The sequence below is a fragment of the Microcoleus sp. Pol1C5 genome (assembly GCF_036701115.1).
In the GTDB taxonomy this organism is placed as follows: domain Bacteria; phylum Cyanobacteriota; class Cyanobacteriia; order Cyanobacteriales; family Microcoleaceae; genus Microcoleus.
On the sequence record NZ_JAUBQE010000046.1, the window covers coordinates 1 to 26,807 of the forward strand.

Sequence of the window (26,807 nt, forward strand, 5' to 3'; positions counted from 1 at the left end):
GGCTTATTATGTGAGGAAGACGGGCCTCTTGTTCATTTTCCACCCCCTGCTTTTTATAACTTTTTCAGCAAACCCTAGTTAGCTGTCTTCAAAAACCCGGTTTCTCCAAGAAACCGGGTTTTTGCACGAGTTGCAATTACAATTCATTGGGGTCGATTCCCATTTCTCGGAGTCTTAATTCTAAAGCTTGCGATCGCGATCGTTCTTGTTCCAGCAAAGTTTCTGCCTCAGTAGCCCGTTGCTGTGCATTCTGAGCCCGTGCTTCCGCCTGCTGTCGCAGTTGAGCGAGTTCCACAAAACTCACAAACGGTTCTCCCGACGGCCCGAACATTTCGAGTCCGGTTTCAGACAATCCAAAACGCACGCCCAATCTCGGACTTACCCAACCGTCTATTTGTTCGATCGCCTCTAACTCTTCCTCAACCCGCTGCCATCCTGTCAATTCTAATGTTTGGGGGTCGTACAAATAGTATTCTTCCACACCGTAACGTTCGTAAAATTTAAACTTTTGAATCATTGGAGCTGGCCGATTTCCAGGCGACCAAATTTCAAACACAACTTGTGGCCCAATATTATCTTCATTCCACTGTTGATACGAACCACGATAACCTTTTGGTCTACCAAAAACTACCATCACATCAGGTGCTTGGCAAAGTTTATTATTTCCTTCAACGGGATACCAAAGCAAGTCGCCTGCCACAAAAACATTCGGGTCATTTGCAAATAATAGTTCGGAATTCTCCTTAATCCAAACGATTAATCTAAATTGCTCAGTATTGTCTGACATTGGTTGTCCATTGTCATCGGGATAGATAATATTTGATTTGTCGGGAGATTGCAGTTGTGTAACCATTGCTGTTTCCCTAAATTGGCTGCTAATAATATTGTATTGTAAATGATATCAATTCCGTCCTTTGTAGGCACGGGGTTCACCAGAAATATTGGCAATCATTCAAAGGATAAATAAACCCGCCCCCGCCCCACGGCCAATCTGAATGTACATTTCGATTGTTCGTGGGGTGGGGCAGGTTTTCGAGAGGTTTTTTTCCGGCGATTATGGCTTGTGAAACGAGCCACTACGATCGCACAAATTATACGATCGCGAATCAACGAGACATGATATTAGAGAACTCGATAATTCATCAGTGTATCCGTGTCAAACTCTCTTAGAGTGCCTTCTTGCTTACCCTAAAAAGAAATAATCAAGTAACCGTTCAGGAACTTAGCACCAGTAACAGACTTCCCAGTTAGCGCCGGAGGCAGCAAAATATTGCGCCGCTGATCGCCCGCTTCGATCGTCACTTCCGGCCCGGATTGAATCAATTTAATTTCTTTCTTGTCAAACCCAGGCAAAAACAAACTAACTTGACGCTGTGCAATGTTTATGTTAATTGGTTTAGGAGCTTTTGCGGCCTCAGAAAAATCTGGCAAAGCATCAATTAGCGGCTGCCAATTATTGTCACTGTGCGCCGGAACCGAAACAGCCGTCAAAGGATCAAAATCGGCAGTAATAGCTTCTGTAACCGATGCTTGATTGACAATGACACCGCCCACAGTCAAACCAACTTGTTGAGAACTTCCCCACAAATAGCGGGCCGTGGCGATCGCACTTGCATCCCCAGTCGTCACCAAAAAAGCCGCCGTGCGGTTCGGATCTGCCAGCGCTTCCTTACCCTTATCCAAAAGATTATCGACTTGCTTAGTAGATTGAAAAGCATTGTCTCCTGACAAATCCACCGTCAACACGGTACTGACAACCGGTTGAATAAAAGGTGAAAGCGCTTTCCCCAAATCCGAATCTACCAAAGCTTGGCGGAACCTGCGGATGTACCAACTCAGAATTTCCGGCATTCCCAGCATCCGCAGCGTATCCATGCCGCCATTGCCGTCATAAACAATTACATCGTATTGTTTGCTGTCCTCGTATTCCCGAAGTTCGTTCAACGCCAGCGCGCTGTCCATTCCCGGTAAAACCCCTAATTCTTGACCGTAAATCTGCTTGAAAAAGGGAGTACGGACATATTGAGCTTCTAGTTGTTTAACTTCGTCCCACCTGCGTTCTAGCAGCGGCGCGCTTTGCACCTGAACTGCTTTGAGGTTGGGGGCAATTTCCTGGGGGTTGAGAGTCAGGGGAGCCCCTAGCAGAATACCCAATGCAGGGCCCGGATCTTGGCCCAGCAGCAGAACTCGCTTGCCTTGAGCCGCGTATTTTTTAGCTGTTGCGATCGCGATCGTACTGCGGCCAGTGCCGCCTTTGCCCAAAAATGTCAAAATCAAAGCCATTTTCTGTTCTCACTGCCAAAGCTTACTCTTTAACATTTAAGCGCAACCTTCAGCCAGAGTGGGGGAGGGGGGAGAGTGGAGGAAGAGGAGAGTCGGCGAGTGGGAGAGTGGGAGAGGGGAAGAATTGGGAAAATTTTTCCTCTTCCTTCTTCCATCGGACTGACATCCGTTACATCCGTTACATCCGTTACAGAATCCGTTGCCGAACTTCCTTCTTCCTTCTACATCTGTTAAACGGGTTCTAGCTCATCTTCAAAGAACCAAGTCGCAAAACCGTCAAACTTGACAACCACGCCTACTCCGCTACCGTCAACCATTCTGAATCCGTCAACAGTGCCTACTGGATTCTCCTTTATCTTGCCCACTATATTTGCAGGTATCCGATCTCTGAGACGGCGCACCTTCACTCTCTGACCTACTTCTATTGCCACTGAAATTGTTCTCCTGCTCTATATAACCTATATACAACCGTTTATTTTACAGTTTGGCGTCTACTTCGGAACAGCAACACCAGCAGGCGATCGCTCGCTATGATTTTCCATCGAAATTTCCACCAACTTTCCCTAAAAAACGGTATTCTAGTCGGAGTTTGTCGATCGTCTACCCGGATTCGCTTGGGTTTGCCTCATCAGCTTCCACAGCGGCAAGCTCAACTTCCAGAGTCTCGCGCACCACGGAGATAATTATTTTTTATCCCTTCGCAAAAACCATCTTTTTATTAATTGCCACAACTACAGGATTTATTTCCAATTAGTCATCCTTCCGGCAGAAGCCAAAAGACATTCAGAAGCAGTAATTAATTTTAGGTTTGCTATATATAAATCTTGTATTTCTAACGTTGACATCGGCTAAGATTAATGCTGTAAAGCACTTGGAGTCTAGCTTGCAAAATTTTCCGAATGTCAGATTGTAGGAAACGGTCATGTTGTAACGGTTTACTACAATCTGACAATAAAAAAAAGATTTAATGGTAAGATTTCAGGCTGAGAAAGTTTATTTGTGCTGCTGTGTTAGGGCATAAAAAGTGGAACGATTGCCGGATTTAGGGTGTCTGATACAGGAAAGGAAGTCTAGAAACTTCAATATGACAAAATTGAAATTATGAATAAAATTTTTACCTGTGGGCGCTCGACCCAAATTCCGCTCCTAAGTTTGTCCTTAGCTGTGTTCGTCTGTCTGCCGCTTGGTCGTGCGACGATCGCCAGTCCGCTCTCTCCATCCCCCACACAGCCGTCGAACGCTACTAAAATTATCTCAGTCGATCGACCGCCAGCACTGCCAACAGCCTCAAAATCTCCAACAAATCCGGCAACAGTGGCGGCTAATTCCTCCCCAGCAGAGACGATAAACGCTCAGGGAACAGCGGCCGGGCGATCGCTCGAAATAGAAGAAATTCGCGGTACAGTCAGCTTTAAAGGGCGGCCGGCGGTTGTGGGCGATCGGCTACTCGCCCCCGGAGACGAAATCATCACCGGCCCCGATTCCACAGCCCGTTTAGGCATCGACAACGACGCCGGCATCGTGGAAGTTGCCGAAAAAACCGCAGTCAGAATATCCAATTTGTCAAGCAGTGCAGGTGGCCAAAAAGACACAGCGATTTTTGTCAGCAGGGGGCGAGTCAGGTTGTCGATCGGCAAAACTGCTGCGACAACTCCCGCAGCCAACACCTCAACAATTATCCCGCCAAACCAAATAGCCGCCCTCAATACCTTCAGCGGACTCGGCAAATCCAGTCAAATTGCCCAACAAAAAAGTTCTGCCAAAACCGCCCCAGTCAGGGTTGAAACCCCAGAAGGCGTTGCCGGAGTTCGCGGCACATCCTTTGGCGTCAGCGTTGGCGGCGGGAAAACCGCTGTCGAAACTATTGAAGGTGCAGTCGTAGTATCCGGCAACACCGACTCGGAAGTAGTTGTCAACAGCGGCAACGCCACCACAATTTTCCCTCAAACCTCGCCCGTGGCGCCCTCAGCCAGCCCTCGCCTAGCTAAACTCAAAGTCCGCAGTTTGGGGAGACTCAGCGGCAATATCTATCGCCTCAGCGGTCAAATTAACCCGATCGACATAATTTATGTCAACAACGAAGCAATTAAGATCGATCGAAAGGGCAACTTCAAAATCCAAGGAATTTTACCTCCAAGTCGCCGCCTCAAAATCGTAGTCCGAGGCCCGTCAATCACAGAACGGCATTACAGCCTCGCTGTTCCCTAAACAACCTATTTAAGAGTAAAGTGCGCGGGCAGTCTCTGAGGATCTGCGTTAGATTGTAAGTCCTATCTGGGTTGATTATCATGTGTAAGTGCGAAGCATTTCGCGGTGAAACTCCCTCAGCCCAGGTGCATCTAAATCTTATAGTTAAGTTTGATGCAATTATTCAGGGGTGTCACGCCAGTCGAAAAACACAATTTAGATGCCCAACAGATTAGTCAAAATCAATAAATTTTGCGCCAACCCTTCGCCCTTACGGTATTGTAAAACTTCATGACTCGCACTCCTATCGCAAGTCGGACTCGAATGTCAATTTTTGCGTCAAATTAATTGCATGAAGTTCAAAAAATGGATCGATCATCTCAAACACAATCAACTGATCGGCCTGCGGCAATATATAATCACAAATCCTCCCTGGATGACAGGTGCCATAGCAGGTATAATGTCTGTAGTTATCCTGCAATTGGGAATGTGGAAACCCCTGGAATATTTGGGATACAAAACGCTATTTCAGATTCGAGAATCGGGAATTTTGCCCAATCCCGGATGGGACTCAAGAATTGCGGTAATTGCGATCGAACGGCATTCCTTGCAGGAATACGGTAAATTTCCTTGGCCTCGCAACCGCTACGCCCAACTGCTAGAAGCGCTGAAAAAATCTCCCCCCACAGCCGTTGGTTTTGACATTCTTTTCCTCGATCCGAGCCCGAAAGATGATATTTTAGCTGCTGCGATCGCCGCCAACGGCAAAGTTGTACTCCCTAGAACCATTAAAGAAGAACCCGTAGCATCTTTAAAAGCAGTCGCCGCAGGTGTCGGCCACATCAGCCAGGAAGCCGATAGTGACGGTATTAGCCGCAAGTCAAAAATATTTCTCAACGGGATTCCTAATTTCGGTTTAGCAATGACTCACAGGTACAATGCTGCTAATCCCCAAGATCCAGTATTGCTCCCACAGTCCAAAAATAAGCAGGAAAAAAAAGTCTGGATTAACTGGCCTGGGAAAACAGAAAATCTACCTACCTATGCTTTTGTTGATGTTGTAGAAGGTAGAATTTCCGCAGATGCTCTGACTAATAAGTTAGTTTTAGTTGGCATAGTTGCTACTGGTTTCGACCCGATATCTTCACCTCTAAACAAGACTACGGCTGGAGTTTATTTATATGCAGCGTTGGTTGACAATTTGCTCAATCAACGCTTGCTGCAGCGGCTGCCGGTACTGGTAGAAATTTTGTTATTGTTGGGGATTGGCCCGCTTACCGCTTTGGTTCTAGGCAACCGAGGTGTTCAAGAGAGAATTGCGATCGCTCTCGGTTTGCCTGTTGTTTGGATTGCGGCTGCTGCTTTGCTATTTGGCTTCTTTTTTTGGTGGGTTCCGATTGCTGCACCTATCGGCACTCTTATTTTAGCTGGCACTGCTTTGCAACTGCGGGAACAGTACGAAAAACAGCAGTTGATGAGATTATTTGAAAAGCACGTCGCTCCGGAGACAGCTCAGCTTATTTGGGAACGCAAAGCTGAGATATTTGAACAGGGAGAACTTGAACCTCAAGAACTTACAGCAACGGTGCTGTTTATGGATATTCGTAGTTTTACTTCGATTTCAGAAAAAATGCGACCGCGAGATTTGCTCACCTGGTTGAATAATTATTTGGAAGCGATGACTAACTGTATTATGGATCACGGCGGTGTTGTAGATAAATACATCGGTGATGCAATTATGGCAGTTTTTGGCGTACCTTTTTGCCATACCGAATATCGACAAATTCAACAAGATGCTTTGAATGCAGTTGCGGCTTGTATTGCGATGCACGAACGGCTGCACCAACTTAACCAGCAGCTTAGAAGTGAACGCAAACCTTTAATTAAGTTTGGGATTGGTTTGCATACCGGACAGTTAGTTGCGGGCAGCGTCGGCGGTTCCCGGCGTTTAAATTATTCTGTGATCGGCGATGCTGTCAATGTTGCTGCTAGATTGGAAGCGATGAATAAGGAAATTGTTTCTGACAGTCCTTTTAATTTATTGGTGACGGCGAGGACTTTTGCTTACGTGCGCGATCGCTACGAAGGCCAAAAAGTAGGCTCGATTCAATTGCGCGGCAAAAAAGAAGAGACTGTGGTTTATGCTATTTTGGGTGAAAAGCATTAGTTATTGGGCATTGGGCATGGGTTCAGGACTTACGTATCAAAACCAAAGAAACCGGGTTTTTGGCAGTTGATGCCAGCATTCACGAAGTATTCTCGCAAAAAATCCCGGTGGTTGAGCGAAGTCGAAACCCTGACCACCCGTGCGTAATTCTTAATCTAATCAAATACGCTCAGTCGCAGAGTTTTAGCTATTTTTTCTAACAGAAATAAGCCACCGATAGAATTTCCGTCTTTATCCAAGGGCGGACTGTAAAAGCCGATCGCACCTTGACCCGGAATTACCGAAAGCATTGCCCCGCTAACTCCCGACTTAGCCGGCAGTCCCACCCGCAGGGCAAAGCGGGCGGATGCTTCATACAAGCCGCAAGTTGCCATCAGTGCTTTGACTGTACGGCAGTTTTCGCCGATTTGTCGATCGCCACTATTTACCAAAACCATCCCCAGCTTAGCTAAATCTTCCACAGTTCCCGACAAACAGCAGACGCGATTGTAGGTTTCTAAAGCAATTTCTGCATTTTGAATATAACCCGATTCTACCATTTTTAAGGCGAGATTCCAATTATTTTGATTAGGATTTGTCTTCACTGAATCGAGCATTAACTCGTCAACAAATAACTGACTGTTTGCCTGTTGATTTAACCAATCGAGCAAGTTTTGACAGCGCGACACAGTATTTTCACCGGGAATCAAAGACGCTAGGGCGATCGCCCCGCTATTAATCATCGGATTTCTCGGCTTCCCTTGGTCTATTTCGAGTTGAGTTAAGGAATTGAAAGGTAGTTCCGAAGGCTCACAGCCAACGCAGTCAAAAACCGTTTTTTCCCCCAATTCGCACAGCAAATAAAGCAGCACCAAGGGCTTGACTACACTCATCAGCGGGAATGTTTGAGCAATGCTACCCCAGCTCACAATTTGACCGTCCATTGCCCTAATTTGCACGGCAAAGTTTTGTCGATCGGCTTGCGCTAGGAGAGGTATGTACGCAGGGATTTGACCAGATTTACTGCGATTAATTGCCTCTTTTGCCCAAGCTGCCAGTTGTTCCGGTTGCAAGGAAGATAGTTGGCTGGTGGATATTTTCACTCTCGATTATTTAGATTATTTGAGATTTTAGATTGACATTCCTAGCGCGATATTGAGCCATAAACCCGGTTTATTAACCGAATTGCCTCACTTGGGCTCTCTGCTGGCAGAAACCGCGTTTCTTAGGTGAGATAAGGCAAGCTCATAATTTGATGAAATTTTTGTAGGGTCTCCCGCCCGCCCGAAAAATACAAGGCGAGATGCGGGACAGCTTATTTAAGGCTGTTGACCTTTGGGATCAGAGGGAGCCAATAAATTTATTGACAATTTTTCATAAAAAAACCTGTACTTTGCATAAAACCCTCCCCTTAACCCAGATAGGTAATTAGCAGCTTCAAGGCAACGCTGCTAGCCAAAACAAACAAGCACTAGCTGGAAATGCCTTCAGATGCTTATGTTTCAGCTCCAGTAAGGGGCGGGGTGCATATTTAAGTTAATTCTTTCAGAGTTCGCCAAATCCTGTCCGGAAAACCCCCGAACCTTTAAGAATGTACTATCCAACCGGATTCACCAAAACCAGGATAAAAAAATGCCAGAAGAAGTGAAAGCAGAAGCCCCGAAGCCAGCTCCGCTGACTTTTAAGGGTGTGTGCAGCGACGGAGTTCTCAAAGGCAAAGAAATTCAAGGCAAACTAGATATCAAAGTCAACGTCGAATCTGTCAAAGCGGCAGAAGCACCGCCCAAAAAATCCCAGTGGGAGCCAGTTATCTTTTGGGTATTGTTTGCATTCATGGCAAACTTGATTGTCGGCGACCCCGCCGGAATGAGAAAAAACAGCTCCCCACAAAGGTCTTCTTCTCATCAGATGTTAAACCAATCTGGGGAGCAGTCGCTGTTGCCTCAGAAAAACACCAGCAACTCGCCACTTTAGGCCCTGGGAGCTTGCCAGCCTCGCAAATAGTAATAGAAAGACCCGAAATATTCATCGAATACTCGCGTCGTAGTTACCAAAGCTTCTGCACTAGGCAAAAAATCTCCCGCGTCTAAGCGGAGTCTACTGGATCTCCCTCCTGAGGTGGGTTGAAAAGTGTAGAAGTCGGTAGCCCTAGGAATCACCTGGATTCCCATATTCGCAAAAGCGAGGCTGGCACGGCGCATCTGAATCGCAGATGTTACCAGGATTACTTTACGCGCTGCGCCACGGCTGTCGAGTATCTTTCTCACCTCTTGAGCGCTGGTGCGTATGTTGCTGCCGTTATCGTCAAGAACGATACTGCTGCGCGGCACGCCCATGTTGTTTGCCAGCAAAGTCTCGATATCCTTCGCTTCGCCAACATAACCCTCCAACTCGTCTCTCGGGCCAGCGGTAACGATGACCATCGGTGCGAGTTGTTTTCTGTACAAAACGGCAGCATAGGGCAGGCGATTGCCTGTATCTGTTAGTTGAATCGCTACTCGGTTGGGGATGTGAGGCTGAGTGGTTCCCTTGCCCAGTAGGACGATCGCCGCTGCGGTTTCGTCGCAGCAAACTGTCCGGACGGCTGCGGCGGCGTCCCGTTCTGCTTGCTCGGCGAACCAGTAAGCCACAACTGGCATACTCGAAAGGATCAAAACTAGCAGCGCTGCCAAAATCATTCTCGGCGCCGGGTTGCGGATGCCCCCGTTCGTGATCAGCGCCGATGCAATCACCAGCAGCGTGATTGAAAAACCCAGCGGCTTGAAGAAGAAGGCTATGAGCCCGAAAATCGCTGCTCCGACCGGGGTGTCTGGTGCAAAAAAAGCTAGGATCAAAAGGCTGATCAGCAGCAAAACTCGCAGCCGATCTAATAATGGATTGTCTTTGCCTCCTGATTGATCCCACCACGATTTGATCAGTGAGAACAGGAGGAATAGAAATAGAATGCGAGCTAACAGTTCTGGCATCTTGCAATATTCTGTGTCTTCATAAATTAGTACAGAAGTTTTGGAAACGAGCGCGAATTTAGCTGCGGGAGGAAATACGGGAATCGGTGAGTTTTTAACGGTCGCCAATAACGCAGCCCGATCGCATTTATCCTAATGCTCGCTTCCGGTCAGCTATCAACCATTGGTTGCAGGGTGCAAGCCCGCTACTTCCAGTCACAGATTGCTGACAGTTAATTGGTAATTGATAACTGGTAATGGTTGATTGGTAATTGGTAATGGATCGAGCACGCCGCAGGTGGAATTGACAATTCAAGCTTGCTTTGTTCTGCCTACTTTTTTCCCCATTACCTGTTACCGATTCACCAATCCCAATTTATCGGCGCTTCAGTTGATTCCGAATTGCCTCCGTTACCGTTTGAATTACTTTAACACGAGCATAATACTTGTTATTGGCCGCAATTAGCGTCCAGGGAGCAAGCGGCGTGCTGGTGCGCTGAATCATTTGATTCACCGCCACTTCATAATAATTCCACTTTTCCCGATTTCGCCAATCTTCCTCGGTGAGTTTGTATTGTTTAAATGGATTGTTTTGCCGCTCTGTAAACCGCTTTAGTTGCTCGTCAGGACTGATGTGCAGCCAGAATTTAACTAAGACACAACCGAAACTGGTAAGTTGCTCCTCAAATTCGTTGATTTCCTGATAAGCTCGCCGCCATTCGGGTTCGGCGGCAAATCCTTCGACTCGCTCGACGAGCACTCTACCATACCAACTACGATCGCAAATGCTGATTTTACCCGCCGTTGGCAGCCGTCGCCAGAACCGCCACAGGTATGAGTGGGCTTTTTCTTCGTCTGTCGGGGCCCCAAAGGCATTAACGGTGTAACTGCGGGGGTCTAATACGTCCGTCAAGCGTTTGATTGCTCCTCCTTTACCTGCGGCGTCCCAACCTTCAAACAGCACTAATACGGGGATTTCCTGTTCGTCAATGCTTTGTTGCAGTTTGCCAAAACGGGTTTGTTGTTCGCGAAGTTGCTGTTTGTATTCGTCGGGCGACAGCGATTGAGTTAAATCTACTTGGGCGAGCACGTCAGGTTCGGTGGGTTGCAACCTTTCTTGAGGTGGCAATTTCACAGGTGCAGATTGCATCGGAAGTCTGTCTAAGGCTTCTGTAATTGTCGCTGCCATTTGCGTTAAAACTTTGACTCTCGCCCACCGTTGACAATCGCCTTCTACTAGCGTCCAAGGTGCGGGGCCCGTGCCGGTTTGGGCTACCATTTCTTCTGCCAAAGTTGTATATTCTTCGTATTTTTTGGCTTGTTTCCAGTCTTCGGGTCGCACTCGCCAAGCTTGTAAGGTGTCGTCTTCTAGTTTTTTGAGCCGGTGCTTGAGTTCTTTTTTGCTCAGGTGAATCCAAAATTTGGCGATTGCGGCGCCGTCATCTACCATCTGCCGCTCGAAGGCGTTGATTTGCCTGATGACTGTGGGTACTTGGGCGTCGGAGACTCGATCGAACAATCGGTCTTCTAAAATGTGAGTGTACCAGCTGTGGTAGAAAAAACCTATTTTGCCGCGGGCGGGGAGTTTCTGCCAAAACCGCCACAGGAAAGGATAGCCCATTTCTGCATCTGACGGCGGCCAAATCGGGTGGACGGCAAACCCCCGCGGGTCCATATACCCCACCATTTGTTTGACTAAAGCGCCTTTGCCGGCGGCGGCCCAACCTTCGAGGACGATAATTGCGGGCAATTTTTTTTCCCTGCAGGCCAGTTGGAGCGATCGCAACTGTTGCATTAAAACTTCTATTTTGGCATCGTAGGTTTCTTTATCTAGGGAAATGTTTAAATCCAGGTTGTCAAGCATATTTACCTTCTACCAATCCGCAATTTAGTTTAATGTTAGTTTAAGGTTTGGATAAATCCACCTAAAATTCGGTAAAAAAGTGATAAAAACTACTGTTACGGTCGGTTAAAACTGCGATGCTTCTGCCCTCAAAAACCTGCTCCAGTCCATACTAACAAAACTCGCCTCACCTCAAACTTGCAAAAAAAAACAGCTCAGGTTATAGTTGAGATAGGGGACTTTTAAATAAGTTCAATTTCTTCCCTCCCCCGATCGGGCGAGTTAACAGGAGAAGCCACAAATCCCTGAGAAAGGATTTATTGTAAAACAGAGCAAAAGTAAAAATCAACTACCCGGTGGGGGTGACAACTTCTTTACTTAGCTGTAAAAACTCGATCCAAACAATAGTTACTTAAGCATCAAGCTTGGTAACGAAAGAGAGCGCGACTCATCGACATCCAGCCATAAACTCACCTACAAAATTAGCCCCAAAGGGCAAAACAATTTTTATGATTGCCTAATTAGATAAAACCTGAAAGCCTGGGTGATATAAACAGGTTTCTGAGTTTTATCGACACCCCAATAAATCTGCATTACATCCGCGTTTATCCGCGTTCATCTGCGGTTAATCATCAAAAACTCGGAGTTTTGCAAGAAATTCACTGTACTTGTTTGCCAATACCACTTAAGAGGAACAGTCCGAAATTACGGATTGCAAGTTTTCTATGAATATCTTAACAACACGCTCCTACAAGGGCGAAACTGACTGGTGCGCGATCGCCAATTTGATCGATGCTTGCGAAGCCGTAGATAGACTCGGCGAAGAAGTCTCAGCAACTGAACTTAAGCTAATACTTGATGCCCCCAAACTCGACAAAGCCCGCGACGTGCAATTGTGGGAAGATGGTAATTACAAACTAATCGGTTTAGCACTGCTAGATATGCCCGATTCGCCAGAGGAAATCGACGCTTGTCTCTGGTTTTACGTGCATCCAAACCTGCGCGGCGCAGGTTTGGAAAAAGACATAATTAAATGGGGCGAAAAGCGGCTGGGCGAAGTGGCGAAAGAACGGAATTTGCCTGCAAAATTGCGTACATACAGCCGTGAGGATCAAACCGATGAGATGCGGCTGTTAGAAAAACAGGGCTTTGAGGTCGATCGCTATTTTTGGACAATGGCCCGATCCCTCGCCGAACCGATTCCCGCGCCGGAATTTCCCGCAGATTTTGCACTGACTCACGTATCGGGAGAACAAGACATCCAACCCTGGGTAGAGATGTTCAACCAGTCATTTATCGATCACTGGAATCACCACGATTTAACTGCGGAAACCGTGCGTTATTGGATGCAAGATCCGAATTATCAGCCGGAATTAGACTTGATTGCTGTTTCGGGCGATCGTAAATTTGCAGCTTTCTGCGACTGTCAAATAAAACCCCAAAAAAACGCCCGCAGCGGCACAAAAGACGGCTGGATTGAATTGTTGGGTACGCGGCGCGATTTTCGGAAAATGGGTTTAGGAAAAGCGATGCTATTAGCTGGCTTGCATAAGTTGAAAGCAGCGGGTGCAAACACAGCTAAACTCAGCGTCGATGCGGACAGTTTGACAGGGGCGACAAAGCTTTACAAATCAGTGGGTTTCCGCCCGATGGAAACTTGGATCGAATGGGCTAAGACTGTGTAGAAAAAGGTTGGTACTGAAGGCGAGAATCCTGGCTGCTTAAAGAAGCCGGGGTTCTCAAGTGCGATTTTGGGTCAAGTGCGATCGCCTTTTTGGATTGAATGGGCGATCGCTCTTTTGGATCGAATGGGCGATCGTACTTTTCTTCCTTCCCTAAATCAGCCGAAAATTCGCCGATGTAATCGAATTGGCACTCACTCCCATCATCACACCTAACTCCTCTCCTGTCAAGACATTTTTGATGAGAGTTCCTTGAGTATTTTGAGTTATGGCTAACTGACCAAAACTCAAACCTCCGGTTAATCCAATCAAGTCTTGACCGATTGTAAAATCAGCAATAATATCAAATCCTTGACCAGCTTTTAAGGCAAAGATATCGTTACCGCTACCGCCAATCAAACTATCATTGCCCAAGTCTCCGTAAAGAATATCATCACCTTGACAACCAGTGAGAGTATCGTTATCTTCGCCTCCGTAAATAGTATCATTTCCTTCACACCCTCCCACGATATCTGCTCCTTCGTCACCACTGATTAAATCATTACCTTCACCGCTGCAGATAGTATCCGAACCCTGATTTCCAAACAGGTAATCATCACCTTGACTACCAAGCATTATGTCGTTACCTTTACCTCCAAATAAAGTATCATCATCCTTGCCACCATCGAGGAAGTCATCATTTTTATTCCCATAAATGATGTCATTACCTTCGCTGCCATTTAGGGAGTCATTGCCTTTGCCACCGTTGCTCAAATCATTGCCGAACTCGCCAACAATGATATCGTTTCCTTCATCTCCAAATAGGATGTCGTCATCTTTGGCACCGCTGATAAAATCATTGCCTTTATTGCCGTTTAATATGTCGCTGCTGTCGCCACCATATAAGTTATCATCCCCGGATTTGCCATCGAATATATTGCCGTTGTTGCTGCCGAAAAATCGATCGTTTTTGGCAGTGCCTATTTGAAGTGGCGATTCACCGAGTATGGTGTTTTCAAATGTATTGGGTTGGCTTAAGTTGGGATAGGCAATGTCATCGCAGATGCAGTCATCGTTGGGGATGTTGTTAGTTGTTGGTGTTGGTGTTTCTGATGGCGTCGGTGTCGGTGTTGGCACATTAACACTAAAATTACCCAAGCTGCTAACAGCAGCAAAATTACCAACAGCATCTTTTACCTGCGATGCTTGTAAACTTACCGTGTAAGTATCATTATCAAAAGTGTCCCAACTTCCCCCGGGAGGAATAAACGAATAAGTTGCTGTCCGAGGCGTACCATTACTATTAGTATCAATACTGACCAAAGTAGCAGGAATAGCGCCACCAGACCAATTAATAAAAACATCAGAATTATCTAAAGTGCTAACATCCACTCCACTGCTATCATCAGTAAAACTAACTGTCAATATCTGACTTGTACCCCCCGCTGTAGTAATGTTAGAAATTGCACCCAAGCTAGCAGTAGGTGCGGTAAGATCAGCAGTGCGAGTTAGTTGAGTTGCTGGGGTATTGTTATTACCAGCGGTATCCGTAGCTTTGGCTGCTGGGATATCAACGGTGACATTACCATCAGCAGTAGGTGTAACGGTAAAAGTATAATTGCTGCCACTACCTGCAAAACCGCTAACAGTGCCGTTACTAACATTAACGCCACTTTCACTAAATCCTGTCACGGTTTCGCTGAAAGTTGCTGTGACTAAAAATGGTGCGTTTGTAGTGGTTGCGGATGTTGATGTTAAGGCAACTGTGGGTGCGGTGATATCAGCAGTACGAACCAGTTGAGCCGCAGCGGTATTGTTATTACCAGCGGTATCCGTAGCTTTGGCTGCAGGGACATCAACGGTGACATTACCATCAGCACTCGGAGTAACGGTAAAAGTATAATTGCTGCCGCTACCTGCAAAACTGCTAACAGTGCCGTTAGTAACATTAACGCCGCTTTCACTAAATCCTGTGACGTTTTCGCTGAAAGTTGCTGTGACTAAAAATGGTGCCTTTGTGGTTGTTCCGGATGTTGATGTTAAGGCAACTGTGGGGACAACGGTCTCTACAATTATGGCTTTGCTATCCGCTAAAGATTGTCCCGCAGGAATAGTTAAGGTGGCATTATTGCCAGCAGCATCTTTTAAGGTTGCATCTCCCCCTAAAGTTATCCCTGTTGAGTTGAGATCAATGCTGTTTTGTCCGGTTGCTGGAGTGTATGTACCCACAGCAGATGTACCCGTAAAAGGTGTAAGAGTGACAGCCCCACCTGTGTCTAAGACTACTGTCATGTTACCGCCTGCTAAGGTAACTGCTTCGCTGAAGTTGACGGTGACGTTGATGTTGCCAGAAGTGCCATAACTGGCGTCAGTGGTGGTAGAGGTGACGCTGGTGATGGTGGGTGCAACGGTATCAATAACTATGGCTTTGCTACCGCCGAGGGAGTTGGCTGAGGCGGTAGCGGGGAGGGTTAAGATGGCATCAAAGGCTGTAGCAACAGTTTCTTTAATCGTGCCGCCGTTGAGGGCGAGCGCATTTGTGGCGAGGTATTCTAAGTCACCGGATGTGTCTCCCGCTTGGACTACATAGTTGAAGGTGAGGGCTGTAGAGCCACTACCAGAGGCGTAGTTGGCAAAAGAGTCAGTTGTGCCGGTTTCTAGCTGCAGTTGCGGTGTGCCAGTGACGGTGACAGCAGCATCGAAGGTGACGGTGATATTGATAGTAGAACCGACACCGTAGCTACCGTCAGCAGTGGTGGCGGTGACAGCAGTAACTTTGGGGATGGTGTTGAGCAGGATGGGGGGGCTGGGGCTGAAAGGATCCGCCACAGCTAAGTCAGGTTTCCCGTCCAAGTTGATGTCGCCGATGCTGACGGAGTCGGGGTAACTGCCAGTAGGGAAGTCTACTTTGGGGGCCAAGGTGGGGGTGGTGGCTCCGGTGGTAGTAGTGTTGAGCAGGATGGAGGCGGTGCTGCCCTGGTTCGCTACAGCTAAGTCTGGTTTTCCGTCCAAGTTGAAGTCGTCGATGCTGACGGAGCTAGGAAAACTGCCAGTAGGGAAGTCTACTTTGGTGGCGAAAGTGGGGGTGGTGGCTCCGGTGGTGGTAGTGTTGAGCACGATAGAGGTGGTGCTGCTGAACAAGTTCGCTGTTGCTAAGTCAGATTTCCCGTCGCCGTTGATGTCGCCGATGCTGACAGAGTAGGGGAAACTGCCAGTAGGGAAGTCTACTTTGGTGGCGAAAGTGGGGGTGGTGGCTCCGGTGGTAGTAGTGTTGAGCAGGATAGAGGCGTTGTCGTCGAAGAAGTTTGCCACAGCTAAGTCAGGTTTCCCGTCCAAGTTGAAGTCACCGATGCTGACGGAGCGGGGGAAACTGCCAGTAGGGAAGTCTACTTTGGGGGCGAAAGAGGGGGTGGTGGCTCCGGTGGCAGTGGTGTTGACCAGGATGGAGGCCATGTCGCCGTAATGGTTCGCCACAGCTAAGTCACTTAAGCCGTCGCCGTTGAAGTCACCGATGCTGACGGAGACGGGGTTAGTGCCAGTAGGGAAGTCAACTTTGGTGGCGAAAGTGGGGGTGGTGGCTCCGGTGGCGGTGGTGTTGAGCAGGATCGAGGCGGTGCTGCTACCCCCGTTCACCAAAGCTAAGTCAGGTTTCCCGTCGCCGTTGATGTCGCCGATGCTGACGGACCAGGGGCCAGTGCCAGTAGGGAAGTCTACTTTGGGGGCCAAGGTGGGGGTGGTGGCTCCGGTGGTGGTGGTGTTGAGCAAGATGGAGGCGGTGCTGCTGTTGAGGTTCGCCGTTGCTAAGTCAGGTTTCCCGTCGCCGTTGAAGTCGCCGATGCTGAGGTCGCGGGGGCCATAGCCAATAGGAGAAGGGACGCTGACTAGCACGCCGCTGTAGGTTTTGAGGGTGGTTTCTGTGAGGGCCAGTTTGGGCTTTTGGGGAGATGGGGGGATGAGTTGGGGGATATCCCAGTTACCGCCTAATTTGCTGTTACCTGTGGTAGTGGGGTTGGCGGCGATGTTTGCGCCTGTGAGTTGGTGGAGTTGAGTGAGGAATTGGCGGCCTGTGTCTCCGGCTGCTACGTTACATCCATACAATATGATGCTGGCGTTCGCAGTAAGCCTGTTTCGCCACTGTTGCAACTGTTGGCTGTAGTTTTCGATGTTGCTGCTGTTTAGTTCTGTTGTGCCTAAGTACAGGCTGCCGGGGCTACCGTGTGTGATGATGTGTAGGGCTTCGATGCTTGTATGCCAAGCTAGGAGTGTGGTGATTTGCTCTATGGCATCAGGCTGGCTTTTGAGGATGTAGATTGCAGTGCCCCTTTTGATACCCGTGGCTATGTGGTTGCTGTCGGGTACTGTGGGGTCAAGGATGACTATTTCCCTTGGCTTGTTGCTAAAGCAGCCAACCAAGGGAAGAAAAAAATTTTTGTGGGGGTTAATTTTAACTAGAGTTTTCATCTGCTTTTCGTTTCAGTAGAATGCCTTGTTGTTGAGCTGCAAAGGCTCTGTAGCCGGATTTGAGTTAGGAGGCGGTAATTCTACCAGGTGGCAGATGACACGCTAGATTTTTAACTACTAGAAATTTAGCAGGGTTCGAGTGTACTGTCAGTGGTTGAGCTTATTCTTTACAAAGCCTTTATATTTTTCGGGTGATTTTAAACAATTATAAAAAGTCGAAGTCGGGGCGAGTTTATGAGATTATTGATTTTAGGCAATTATGGTTGGTAAAATCCGCCCCTGGTATCTGTTAAAGAGGTAGATAGCAATTTGACGTGTTCGTGGGGGCTGGTTTACGAAATTGTGGGTTTTAGGCAATTATTGTCTGTAAAAGCCACCCCTACGTTTTGGATATATAATATACAGATTTTCCCGATTTTATGAATAACGATCGCACAAATTTCAACACAACCCACGAACACGAAATTTTTGGCGATCGCGATTTTCCATCTTGGTTAACCCAACAACAAATCAGCCTCGCTTGCACTACCTATCAAACCAGCAGGTTAATGTTAATCGGTGCTGTGCCAGAAACGAACAGAATCTCGGCTTTTTGGCGAATATTCGATCGCGCAATGGGGCTTTTCTGCACGTCGGAACGCCTTTATTTAAGTTCAAAATATCAACTTTGGCAATTAGATAATGTCTTAGAATCCGGAAAATTATACCAAGGATACGATAAATTATATATACCAAGAATCGGCTATACTACTGGAGATATCGACATTCACGATATCGCAGTCGATAAAAATAATCAAATCATTTTTATTAGCACTTTGTTTAATTGTATCGCTACAGTGAGCGATCGCCACAGTTGTAAACCTTTATGGAAACCGCAATTTATCTCACAATATATAAATGAAGACCGCTGTCACCTCAACGGTTTGGCGATGGTGGCTGGAGAGGCGAAATATGTCACGGCGTCGAGTCAGTCGGATGTGGTGGATGGCTGGCGCGATCGCAGAAAAAACGGCGGTATAGTTATTGATATTCAATCTAATGATATCATCGTCACAGGATTGTCAATGCCGCACTCACCTCGCTGGTATCAAGACAAATTGTGGCTGCTGAATTCGGGGCGGGGAGAATTGGGTTATGTGGATTTAGATACAGGGAAATTTGAGGCCATTACGTTTTGTCCGGGATATGTCCGAGGACTGGCTTTTTGGCAAAATTGGGCAATTGTTGGACTCTCGAAACCTCGGGGAGGTGACAATACTTTTAGCGGTTTAGAACTGGATGAGTTGTTAGCAGCCAAGGATGCTGAGGCTCGCTGTGGTATGATGGCGATTGATTTAACTACTGGGGCGATCGTTCACTGGTTGCGGTTTGAAGGGATTGTCACAGAACTCTATGATGTGCAGGTGATTCCGGCAGTGCAAAAGCCGATGGCGTTGGGTTTTCAAACGGATGAAATTGCTCAATTAATTACTTTGGAACTTTAACTGCAGATGGTGGCGGATGTACGCTGATGGACGCAGATTAAGATGCAGTTTGTTTGGTGACTTCGACATAAATATGTTCTAATCGCACCGGATACCGAGCGATTGAATCAATAGAAATCCCGTCGAACAGCAAAATAATCTCTTTTAATTCTAAACGTTCCGGCAGCCAAAAAGCTAAATCGCTACCGTAGCGGCGGGGGATGAAATTGTATTTTTTAGCGCGGGCGATGACTTCAGCTTCTTCGTCGGTTTTTACCACGATAATTTCTTGAGCCGGAATCAGTTTTTGCAACTCTTCTAAACTACCTTCTGCTACAATACTGCCATTTTTCAGAATTCCGATTCTCTGACAAAGGCGCTCAGCTTCATCCAACAAGTGAGTTGTCAGCAGAATTGTAATTCCTTCCGATTGCAATCGCTGAATTAACTCCCAAATTTCATAGCGGGCCTCAATATCTAAACCCGTTGTGGGTTCATCTAAAATTACTAATTTAGGCTGGTGAACCAAAGCCACCGCAATATTCAAGCGGCGCTGCATTCCTCCGCTCAAAGTTTCCACGGGGCTTGTAGCTCTATCTGTCAAATTTACTGCTTTCAAACAGTGTCTTACTTGATAGCGGCGCTGCTTGCGCTCTAAGCCGTAAATTTGAGCAAAAAAATGGAGGTTTTCTTCGCAGCTAAGGCTTTTGTAAAGCAAATTTTCTTGAGGCGCTACCCCTATTAACAATTTGGTAGCTTCTGAAACAGGTTTGCCATTAATAGAAACTTGACCGCTGTCGGCATTTAGCAAATTACATAAAATATTGATAGTTGTAGTTTTACCCGCCCCGTTTGGACCAAGCAAACCGTAAATTTCTCCAGATTGAATGTGCAGTGTTAAATCTCGAAGCACTGAACGTTCGCCGTAAGACTTATTTAGCTTTTCTATTTGCAGCACTGTTTTTATTCTCCGTATTATTTTATATATTTACGGGTGTTTCTGAACGATTAAACCGCAGAGAGCGCCGAGGGCGCTGAGTCTCCAGAAGAGAGAAATGAATAATTACGACAGATTGAGAGCATTTTAAAGTCTTCTTTCTACTCTCAGCATCCTGCGGTAAGAAAGCCATCCACCTGCAATCATGGCAATAGAAAATATGAATAAATACCAGAAGTGTTCGGCAATATCAGCCAAATCTTTGCCGTCAGCCCACACGCCCATCAGCGCTTCGTTCATGTGATAAATTGGATTGTACTGGGCGAGTTCCAGCAGACTTTTGGGAAACAGTGAAGTCGGCAAAAATGCGCCTCCTAAAATCAACAAAGGAACGCCGAAAGCTGCTACTAGGGAGTTGACATCTTCAGTGCGCCTCGCAAACTGGGTGCCGAGAATAAAGCCTACACCTACATAAGATACAATACTGAGCAGAATAATCGCACATCCTAGCAGAATAGAGCCTTGGAATTGTGCTCCTAAAAAAGAGGCGATCGCATATACTAAAATTACTTGTCCGATGCCGATGCAACTGTGGGCCAGGAAAATTCCTAAAAAGTAGGAAGTGCCACTCAGCGGGGAAATAAACAAGCGTTTGAGGGTATGCTGTTCTCGCTCTGCTACTACTGTGGCTACGCTACCACCGAGACAGCTAAAAAATAAAGCCGCTCCTACTAAGCTTGCAGGTGCAGCAACTTCAAAGGCTTTTGCTGTGGTGAGATTAGCGCGTTCTTTTAAAATTAAACCGTTAATTAGCAAGATAGAAACTGGAAAAATACTCCACAAGACTAAGCTGCGTCGCCGCCTCCCCAATTCAATTAAAATCCGCTGTGCTACTGCGAGCGTTTCGTGCCAGTATTTCATAGCCAATATATTAGTATTGTTAGAATTGGGAATTGGCGATCGCGCCACCGCATATCATACCATAGAGATACCAATAAGTTGAACTCTCAATAAAAAACCCGCCGACGCGGGTTTGGTGATTTTAGAGGGATAGGTTTTAACACTCGTTAAAAAAAAGAAGGGAACTGTAACAACTTTCAAAACCATATCGAATCAGTTATTCCCAATCGAAAAACGAAAATTGGATAACTTGTCGCGGTTTGTCGCTGATCTCAATTAATACTAAAGTTTTTACCTCTATAGCATCCTTGAAAAGAAGTTAAACTGGTGCGGTTTTTCTGTTCCAATTTAGTCACGAGTGAAGAAGTATTGCTACTTTCAGGGGTAGCACCCCACTTGTACATAAAGTCGCCGAGATTGTCTCCGGTTTCTTCGTAGCTGTGCTCTTCAATTGGAATTCCAGAAACTCCTGAAACAGTTTGGTTGTGGTATCCGTTAACGATGATTTTTTCGATAACTGCGCCCGGTTCTGCGGTAATGTTCCATTGCACCGGTTCGTAGGCTGAAAGTGCTAGAATTATTGGCTTGTTTCGGCGTTCTACTTTAACTTCGATCGCACTTTGTGATAAATCTCGGTTCTTGTGATCGGCATTGGCTTCGTAAACGCCTATTAAATGAAGTTCTTTGTTTCCGCTTGAGGAACCGATATAACCTGAAAAATCGTCGGAACCGCCAAGCCCGCAGTTGGCGCCAGAACTAATTGGGGAAATAAAAGCAGCTTTTTCGGCTATTTTCTGCTGCACCGCCGGCACAACCCACAATCCGGTTCCGATGCCTAAAGCACCTATCAAAGCGGCCGCGATACCGAAAGGAAGGGCATTTGTGAGGTGGCGGACAACTGGTTTGGCTGTTAGTTGAGATAGCGTTTGCTGCCAAGTTTCACCAGTTTGTCGATCGGCATTCCCGCCATCGAGACAGGCTAATAAACCTAAACTTTCCGGCTGTTCGAGCAGACTTTGAACTGTTTTCCCTTCGCCGACGTAGAGATTTCTAGTTTCGGTGTCTAAAAGCAGCCAGTAGCGATCGCCCTCGCCGAGGTTGTACTCTTGTACCGCAGGATCGACTAAATCGTGCTGCAAAAACACCAGCCAAGCCATATTATTGCCAGTGCCGACTGTTTTGCCGTCGCTGGAAATAAGTTGGTCGATGTCGGGTTCCCAGCGCCAAGCTACCCAACGACTATCTCCTCGATAGCCGAGGGATTTTTCTAGTTGCGGATGAGCGGTTATTTCTAAGCGTTGAACTAAGTTTGACACTAGATGTCCTCCTCAAGTGCGATCGGGTCTAGAGCAATTTTGTTCCAATTTATTAAAACAAATATTTTGCTCATGAAGAGCCTCCGAATAATCGGGTTAATTTTGTCTGGCTAATGTTATCAGCCGCTACTTTCCAAACCACACTGGCTTAACAAAAATATGCCTGTTTAATGGCTTAGGTTGAGAACTTGGAGCTGGCGAGCACCCGCCTGGGAATAATTTTAACCTGTGCTGATAACTAATCCTGTTACGGATTAAAGCTAGCTATCTATGACTGCTTCTACCTGGTTGTCCAGTTTTGAAAGAGTCCTTGGCTAATAGCGTCTACAAGTTCTTAGCTTAACTTTTATTTCGCTACTCTGCTACAAAATATGCCGATCACACCTGACATCAATATTACGCAGGCAAATAAATATTCCGGCTTTCTCGCGGGCGAACAATCCCTAAAAAAGAGACGGTTTCAGAGAAACCCGGTTTCTGTGATGAAAGTTCTGACACTTCCCCGATTACTGGCGGGGCCCATCAATCGCATCTCTAGTCGGTGCAACACCTCCAGGGCCAAAGGAACTCGACGGCACTCTCGGAAGATTGAGATTGGGATTGGGAACTAAATCGCCGTTGCCGCCGCCAACAGTTCCACCCGTGGGAGACGCACTATTATTGGGACTGGTACTCGGCGAACTTCCCGGATTGAGATTATTCGGATTGGTATTCGGCGAAGTTGCTGGATTGGCATTATTGGGAGTGATATAGGGCGAACTTCCCGGATTGAGATTATTCGGATTGGTATTCGGTGCAGTTCCCGGATTCTGATTGGTATTCGGCGCAGTTCCCGGATTGGCATTATTGGGATTGGTACTCGGCGAAGTTCCCGGATTGGCATTATTGGGATTGTTGGGATTTGCCGTGCCTGTTGGAGTAGTTATCGGCGTGCCGACACCATCTCTGGTGATAGCGTTGGGGTTCGGGGGAGGAGGCGGAGCAGCCCCATTGGGGTTATTTGCAGGAGCATTGGCGGGGTTGCCCGCAACCGGAGCAGGGTTTTGGGGAGCAGCATTGCTGCCGCACAAGCTGACTAAATCAAAAGTTGTGCCGCCTCGGGTTTCGATGAAGCAAACCGGCACATTTACATCGGGGTTTGAGGCTCTGGGAAAATCGGCTGTTCCCGGCATGGGACGGCTAAAGGCAGCTTCAGCCATCAGTGGGGTCAAGGCCGCCGATAGAGCGGCGATTGTTCGCAATAATCTCATCAGCGTTTCCTCAAATGTTGAGCTGTGTTTGATCCAGTATTGCCCAGAAACTAGAAATTGTCTTCTTCCCAAAATAGGAGCTTTTGCTACTCCTGCTGATGTAGGCTGCGCCACTGAGCTTCAGAATTAAGACATTTGCATCTCAAGTAATTCCTGATGATAACGTTCCAACTCATGCGGTTGATGGATCAGCGGCTGAAGTTGGCCGTTGTGGAGTTGGTAGGCTTGTGTGATTCCAATGCGGCTGAGAAAGTCGAGGTCGTGGGAAATGACCCAGAGGGCGCTCTGAAACTCATTGACTCCATCAACAATCTGATTCACTGTTTCCAAATCCAAATTATTTGTTGGTTCATCTAAAATGAGCCAATCAATTTGAGAAATGCCGATCGCAGCCAGCCCTAATCTCGCTAACTCACCGCCGCTTAAGGCAGATGCAGGCTTGTTCACCTCATCATTGAAAAATAGAAAATTTCCTAATTGCTGTCGCAGCAATTGATAGTCTAAGTTTGGGTTTGCCATTTGCATATTTTCTAGGACTGTCCGAGAGCGATCGACCATTTCATAGCTTTGATCCAGATATACCCATTTTATGGCAGATTTTATGGCAATTTCACCTGCTTCTAAAATTGCTGGAGTTCTCTCCATTCCTAGAATGGCTTGAGCTAAACAGGATTTTCCTGAGCCGTTCTTTCCAGCAATAGCAATGCGCGAGTTTGACGATACATGAAGCTGAATATTTTTGATTAATCGGCGATATCCTAATCTCAAATCAGCACCTTGGATATCGATTAGATTTTTGTTTTTTTGATTGCATTCTTCTAATTTAACCCTGGTTGTTTTCGTCGTTCTGATTTGGGTTGCGGTAACTTGATTAGTTGCTTTTTGTACGGCGAGTTCATGTTTTTTCTTAGCACTTCCTGCCGTTACTTCAGCTTGTCGCTTCCACGCACCACTCGGAATGCTATCGGCACGTTTGCGACCTAGGCGGCGAGATTTAGCGGCTCGTTCTTGTTCGTGAGATGCTGATGTTTTCGCTCGCTTTAGTTCTTTTCGCGCTACTTCGTGGGCGCGTAATGCGGCTTGATGTTCGATTTCTTTTTGCGATCGATAGAAGGAGTAGTTGCCACCGTAAACCTTTAACTCCGCTGGCGTTAATTCCCAAATCGTATCGACGGTGCGATCGAGAAAAAACGGCTTGTGCGAGACAATAACGAAAGCACCAGAAAATTCTTGCAGTGCTGTCTGCAACTGTTCCAGGGTTAACAGGTCTAAATGATTTGTTGGCTCATCTAACAACAGAATATCAGGCTGCTTCGATAGAGCGATCGCCAAGCAAAGTTTCGTCAGTTCTCCACCGCTCACTGTGCCCAGACGCTGAGATAGCGAGACTTCCGAGGCAAACTTCTCCTCTAGCAACGTCGTCACCGTCCACCATTCATCCGAATGAGAAGCGATCCAGTCCAGTACCAATTCATTCGATGCAGACAGATTCAGGGTACTGACTTGAGGCAGATAGTAAACACTACCTGTCCTCGCGACTGTGCCAATCTGCGGGATTAGTTGTCCGGCAAGTAGCTTGAGCAAGGTCGATTTACCGCTGCCGTTGCGACCGACTAAGCCAATGCGCGATCCTTCATGAATCGCAACAGTGATATCTGCGAACAAAGTCCGTGTGGGTGCGACTTCGCAGGTCAAATTAGCTGCGTTGAGAATTGCTTTCTTTTGCATATTTCTGCTTCATGTGGGTTTGCTGAGCCGTCCTCGTAGTGCTGGACGCTCGATCGCAGTACGATCGAGAGGTCGCTACCCAATTCAAATCTCTGGCTTTTGTAGTGTTTAAAGCACAGAGCGTTGGAAATCGATCGGGATGGGTTAGCAACCAGCAGTTAGCTTCATGGCAGTAAGAATTGATAGACTACAATCAATTACAGTATATTACACGAGTTTTACGTTGTCAAGCCACAGATGTTTTGAATTCTGGGGTACAACGGATACAGTCTTGGACGCAAGGAATCTATTTTGACACCATCTGTAGTGGTAAGGCGCGCACTGTACATCATACTGGCTCTTCTTTACTTACTGTACTAATTTATCTAAAAATAATGGCACAAATTCTTATATAGCAAAAATTTCTGGTTTTGTTTTAGTTGATTTTAGCGGTTTTTTCTTAAATTCAGATATAGGTAAATTTTCAACTACTTAAACCAAGAGTTTGGCACAGTAAGGAAGAGGCGGATACGCTGTATGATGTCGGGTCGATCGGTCCGACATCATATAACAACTAACTTCCTTTAATACCGAATTCGCGGGTCAACGTAAGCGTTCAAAATATCAATTACAATGCTGGCAATTACGACAATTGCCGCAAAAAACACCACAATACCTTGAACAGTTGGATAATCGCGCAAGCTAATAGCTTCGTAAAGGCGATTTGCCAACCCGGGCCAAGAAAAAGTAACCTCTGTTAAAATAGCACCGCCCAACAGTGCAGCAAAAGTCAATCCTAAAACAGTAATCACCGGAATTAGTGCATTTTTCAGAGCGTGAGCCCATAAAATCTGGAATTCAGGAATGCCTCTAGCTCTAGCTGCTTCGACATAATCTGCTTGCAAAGTTTGCTTGAGATTCACCCTGACAATGCGCTCGAAAATGCCGCTCAAAAGAATCCCCAACGTCAAACTTGGAAGTGCCAAATAATGCAAACTTGTGAGAAACTGACCAGGGTTAGCACTCAGGAGACTGTCAATCGTGTATAGTCCTGTGTACCCTTCGGGGGCGGGGAATGTGACGGGAAAGCGAGTTCCCAAGGGAAACCATCCCAACTGCACTGCGAAAATTAATTGCAAAACCATGCCGGCCCAAAAAGCGGGCAGCGAGTAAGTGATAATGCCAAACAAACGGCCTGCAGCATCGAAAATAGTGTTGGGGCGAGATGCTGCCAGGGAACCGATACTGATGCCGACAATTAAAGCTATGGCCATGCTACAAACTGCTAATTCCACTGTAGCGGGGAAATAATCTCCGATAATTTGCCACACGGTTTGTCCGCGAGTGGTGATGGAGGTTCCCAAGTCGAAGCTCAACAAGTCTTTCATGTATTTGAGATATTGCTGCCACAGGGGTGCGTCGAGGCCGAGTTGAGTTCGCATGGCTTCTTTGGCGGCTGCGGGAGCTCGTGAGCCGAGAATGGCATCTATAGGGTCGCCCGGAGTGGCCCGCAACAATAAAAATACTGCTGTGGTGATTGTCCACAACATTAGCGGTGCGAGGAGCAAGCGGAGAAAAATATAAGATTGCAGGGCTTTGGAACGAGACATAATATTTGGGAATTGCCAATTGCGAAGTCATTAGTCATTAATCAGATGTTGAAGGCATCAGGCAGATGGAAGGCAGAAGATGGAAGAAACAGATATTT

18 protein-coding genes are annotated in these 26,807 nt (G+C 46.7%); 5 read left to right on the top strand and 13 right to left on the bottom strand.

From position 1 onward, the window contains the following. Window positions 1-136: 136 nt before the first annotated feature. From QUA23_RS22805 to petP, 3 genes are all read right to left on the bottom strand, one after another. Window positions 137-853 carry a Uma2 family endonuclease gene (locus QUA23_RS22805; RefSeq protein ID WP_333078389.1) on the bottom strand — a complete coding sequence of 239 codons (717 nt, stop codon included), beginning with the start codon at window positions 851-853 and terminating at the stop codon, window positions 137-139. Between the two features lie 335 nt (window positions 854-1,188). Beyond that, complete coding sequence (locus tag QUA23_RS22810; protein ID WP_333078390.1) at window positions 1,189-2,283, bottom strand: Get3/ArsA fold putative tail anchor-mediating ATPase NosAFP; 1,095 nt, start codon at window positions 2,281-2,283, stop codon at window positions 1,189-1,191. A gap of 230 nt (window positions 2,284-2,513) precedes the next feature. Then, window positions 2,514-2,714, bottom strand: coding sequence for a cytochrome b6f subunit PetP (gene petP / locus QUA23_RS22815; protein WP_172186826.1), 201 nt, complete (start codon window positions 2,712-2,714; stop codon window positions 2,514-2,516). A gap of 670 nt (window positions 2,715-3,384) precedes the next feature. Between petP and QUA23_RS22820 the strand changes: the two genes are divergently transcribed. Beyond that, window positions 3,385-4,491, top strand: coding sequence for a FecR domain-containing protein (locus tag QUA23_RS22820; protein ID WP_333078391.1), 1,107 nt, complete (start codon window positions 3,385-3,387; stop codon window positions 4,489-4,491). A 331-nt stretch (window positions 4,492-4,822) separates the two neighbouring features. Continuing rightward, complete coding sequence (locus QUA23_RS22825) at window positions 4,823-6,637, top strand: adenylate/guanylate cyclase domain-containing protein (protein ID WP_333078392.1); 1,815 nt, start codon at window positions 4,823-4,825, stop codon at window positions 6,635-6,637. A 155-nt stretch (window positions 6,638-6,792) separates the two neighbouring features. Here the strand turns inward: QUA23_RS22825 and glsA are convergent, their stop codons facing one another. Then, window positions 6,793-7,719, bottom strand: a complete 927-nt coding sequence (gene glsA, locus QUA23_RS22830) for a glutaminase A (protein ID WP_333078393.1) — start codon at window positions 7,717-7,719, stop codon at window positions 6,793-6,795. A gap of 529 nt (window positions 7,720-8,248) precedes the next feature. On the opposite strand from glsA, the gene QUA23_RS22835 reads away from it, so the two are divergent. Next, window positions 8,249-8,590: a hypothetical protein gene (locus QUA23_RS22835; RefSeq protein ID WP_333078394.1), complete on the top strand. Its 342-nt coding sequence runs from the start codon at window positions 8,249-8,251 to the stop codon at window positions 8,588-8,590. On the opposite strand, the gene QUA23_RS22840 is transcribed toward QUA23_RS22835, so the two are convergent. After that, a complete protein-coding gene (locus QUA23_RS22840; RefSeq protein WP_333078395.1) occupies window positions 8,587-9,582 on the bottom strand; it encodes a YdcF family protein in 996 nt (331 codons plus the stop codon). The two genes, QUA23_RS22835 and QUA23_RS22840, sit on opposite strands and share 4 nt — an antisense overlap. A 355-nt stretch (window positions 9,583-9,937) precedes the next feature. After that, complete coding sequence (pap, locus tag QUA23_RS22845) at window positions 9,938-11,425, bottom strand: polyphosphate:AMP phosphotransferase (protein WP_333078396.1); 1,488 nt, start codon at window positions 11,423-11,425, stop codon at window positions 9,938-9,940. A 704-nt stretch (window positions 11,426-12,129) separates the two neighbouring features. Here pap and QUA23_RS22850 point away from each other — a divergent pair. Continuing rightward, the gene (locus tag QUA23_RS22850) at window positions 12,130-13,089 is read left to right on the top strand and encodes a GNAT family N-acetyltransferase (protein ID WP_333078397.1); all 960 of its coding nucleotides are present in this window, start codon (window positions 12,130-12,132) and stop codon (window positions 13,087-13,089) included. Window positions 13,090-13,239: 150 nt separating this feature from the next. On the opposite strand, the gene QUA23_RS22855 is transcribed toward QUA23_RS22850, so the two are convergent. Continuing rightward, a complete protein-coding gene (locus tag QUA23_RS22855; RefSeq protein WP_333078398.1) occupies window positions 13,240-17,526 on the bottom strand; it encodes a DUF4347 domain-containing protein in 4,287 nt (1,428 codons plus the stop codon). A gap of 419 nt (window positions 17,527-17,945) precedes the next feature. On the opposite strand from QUA23_RS22855, the gene QUA23_RS22860 reads away from it, so the two are divergent. Continuing rightward, the gene (locus tag QUA23_RS22860) at window positions 17,946-19,010 is read left to right on the top strand and encodes a TIGR03032 family protein (RefSeq protein WP_333078399.1); all 1,065 of its coding nucleotides are present in this window, start codon (window positions 17,946-17,948) and stop codon (window positions 19,008-19,010) included. Window positions 19,011-19,047: 37 nt separating this feature from the next. Here the strand turns inward: QUA23_RS22860 and QUA23_RS22865 are convergent, their stop codons facing one another. From QUA23_RS22865 to QUA23_RS22890, 6 genes are all read right to left on the bottom strand, one after another. Then, entirely contained in the window at window positions 19,048-19,947 is a 900-nt protein-coding gene (locus QUA23_RS22865; RefSeq protein WP_333078400.1) for an ABC transporter ATP-binding protein, read from the bottom strand. A 126-nt stretch (window positions 19,948-20,073) separates the two neighbouring features. Then, entirely contained in the window at window positions 20,074-20,847 is a 774-nt protein-coding gene (locus tag QUA23_RS22870; protein WP_333078401.1) for an ABC transporter permease, read from the bottom strand. Window positions 20,848-21,098: 251 nt separating this feature from the next. Beyond that, window positions 21,099-22,142, bottom strand: a complete 1,044-nt coding sequence (locus QUA23_RS22875) for a hypothetical protein (protein WP_333078402.1) — start codon at window positions 22,140-22,142, stop codon at window positions 21,099-21,101. 506 nt (window positions 22,143-22,648) lie between these two features. Further along, window positions 22,649-23,392 carry a hypothetical protein gene (locus QUA23_RS22880; protein ID WP_333110530.1) on the bottom strand — a complete coding sequence of 248 codons (744 nt, stop codon included), beginning with the start codon at window positions 23,390-23,392 and terminating at the stop codon, window positions 22,649-22,651. A gap of 126 nt (window positions 23,393-23,518) precedes the next feature. Then, window positions 23,519-25,120, bottom strand: a complete 1,602-nt coding sequence (abc-f, locus tag QUA23_RS22885) for a ribosomal protection-like ABC-F family protein (RefSeq protein ID WP_333078404.1) — start codon at window positions 25,118-25,120, stop codon at window positions 23,519-23,521. Window positions 25,121-25,683: 563 nt separating this feature from the next. Continuing rightward, window positions 25,684-26,709, bottom strand: a complete 1,026-nt coding sequence (locus QUA23_RS22890; protein ID WP_333078405.1) for an ABC transporter permease — start codon at window positions 26,707-26,709, stop codon at window positions 25,684-25,686. Window positions 26,710-26,807: the final 98 nt, after the last annotated feature.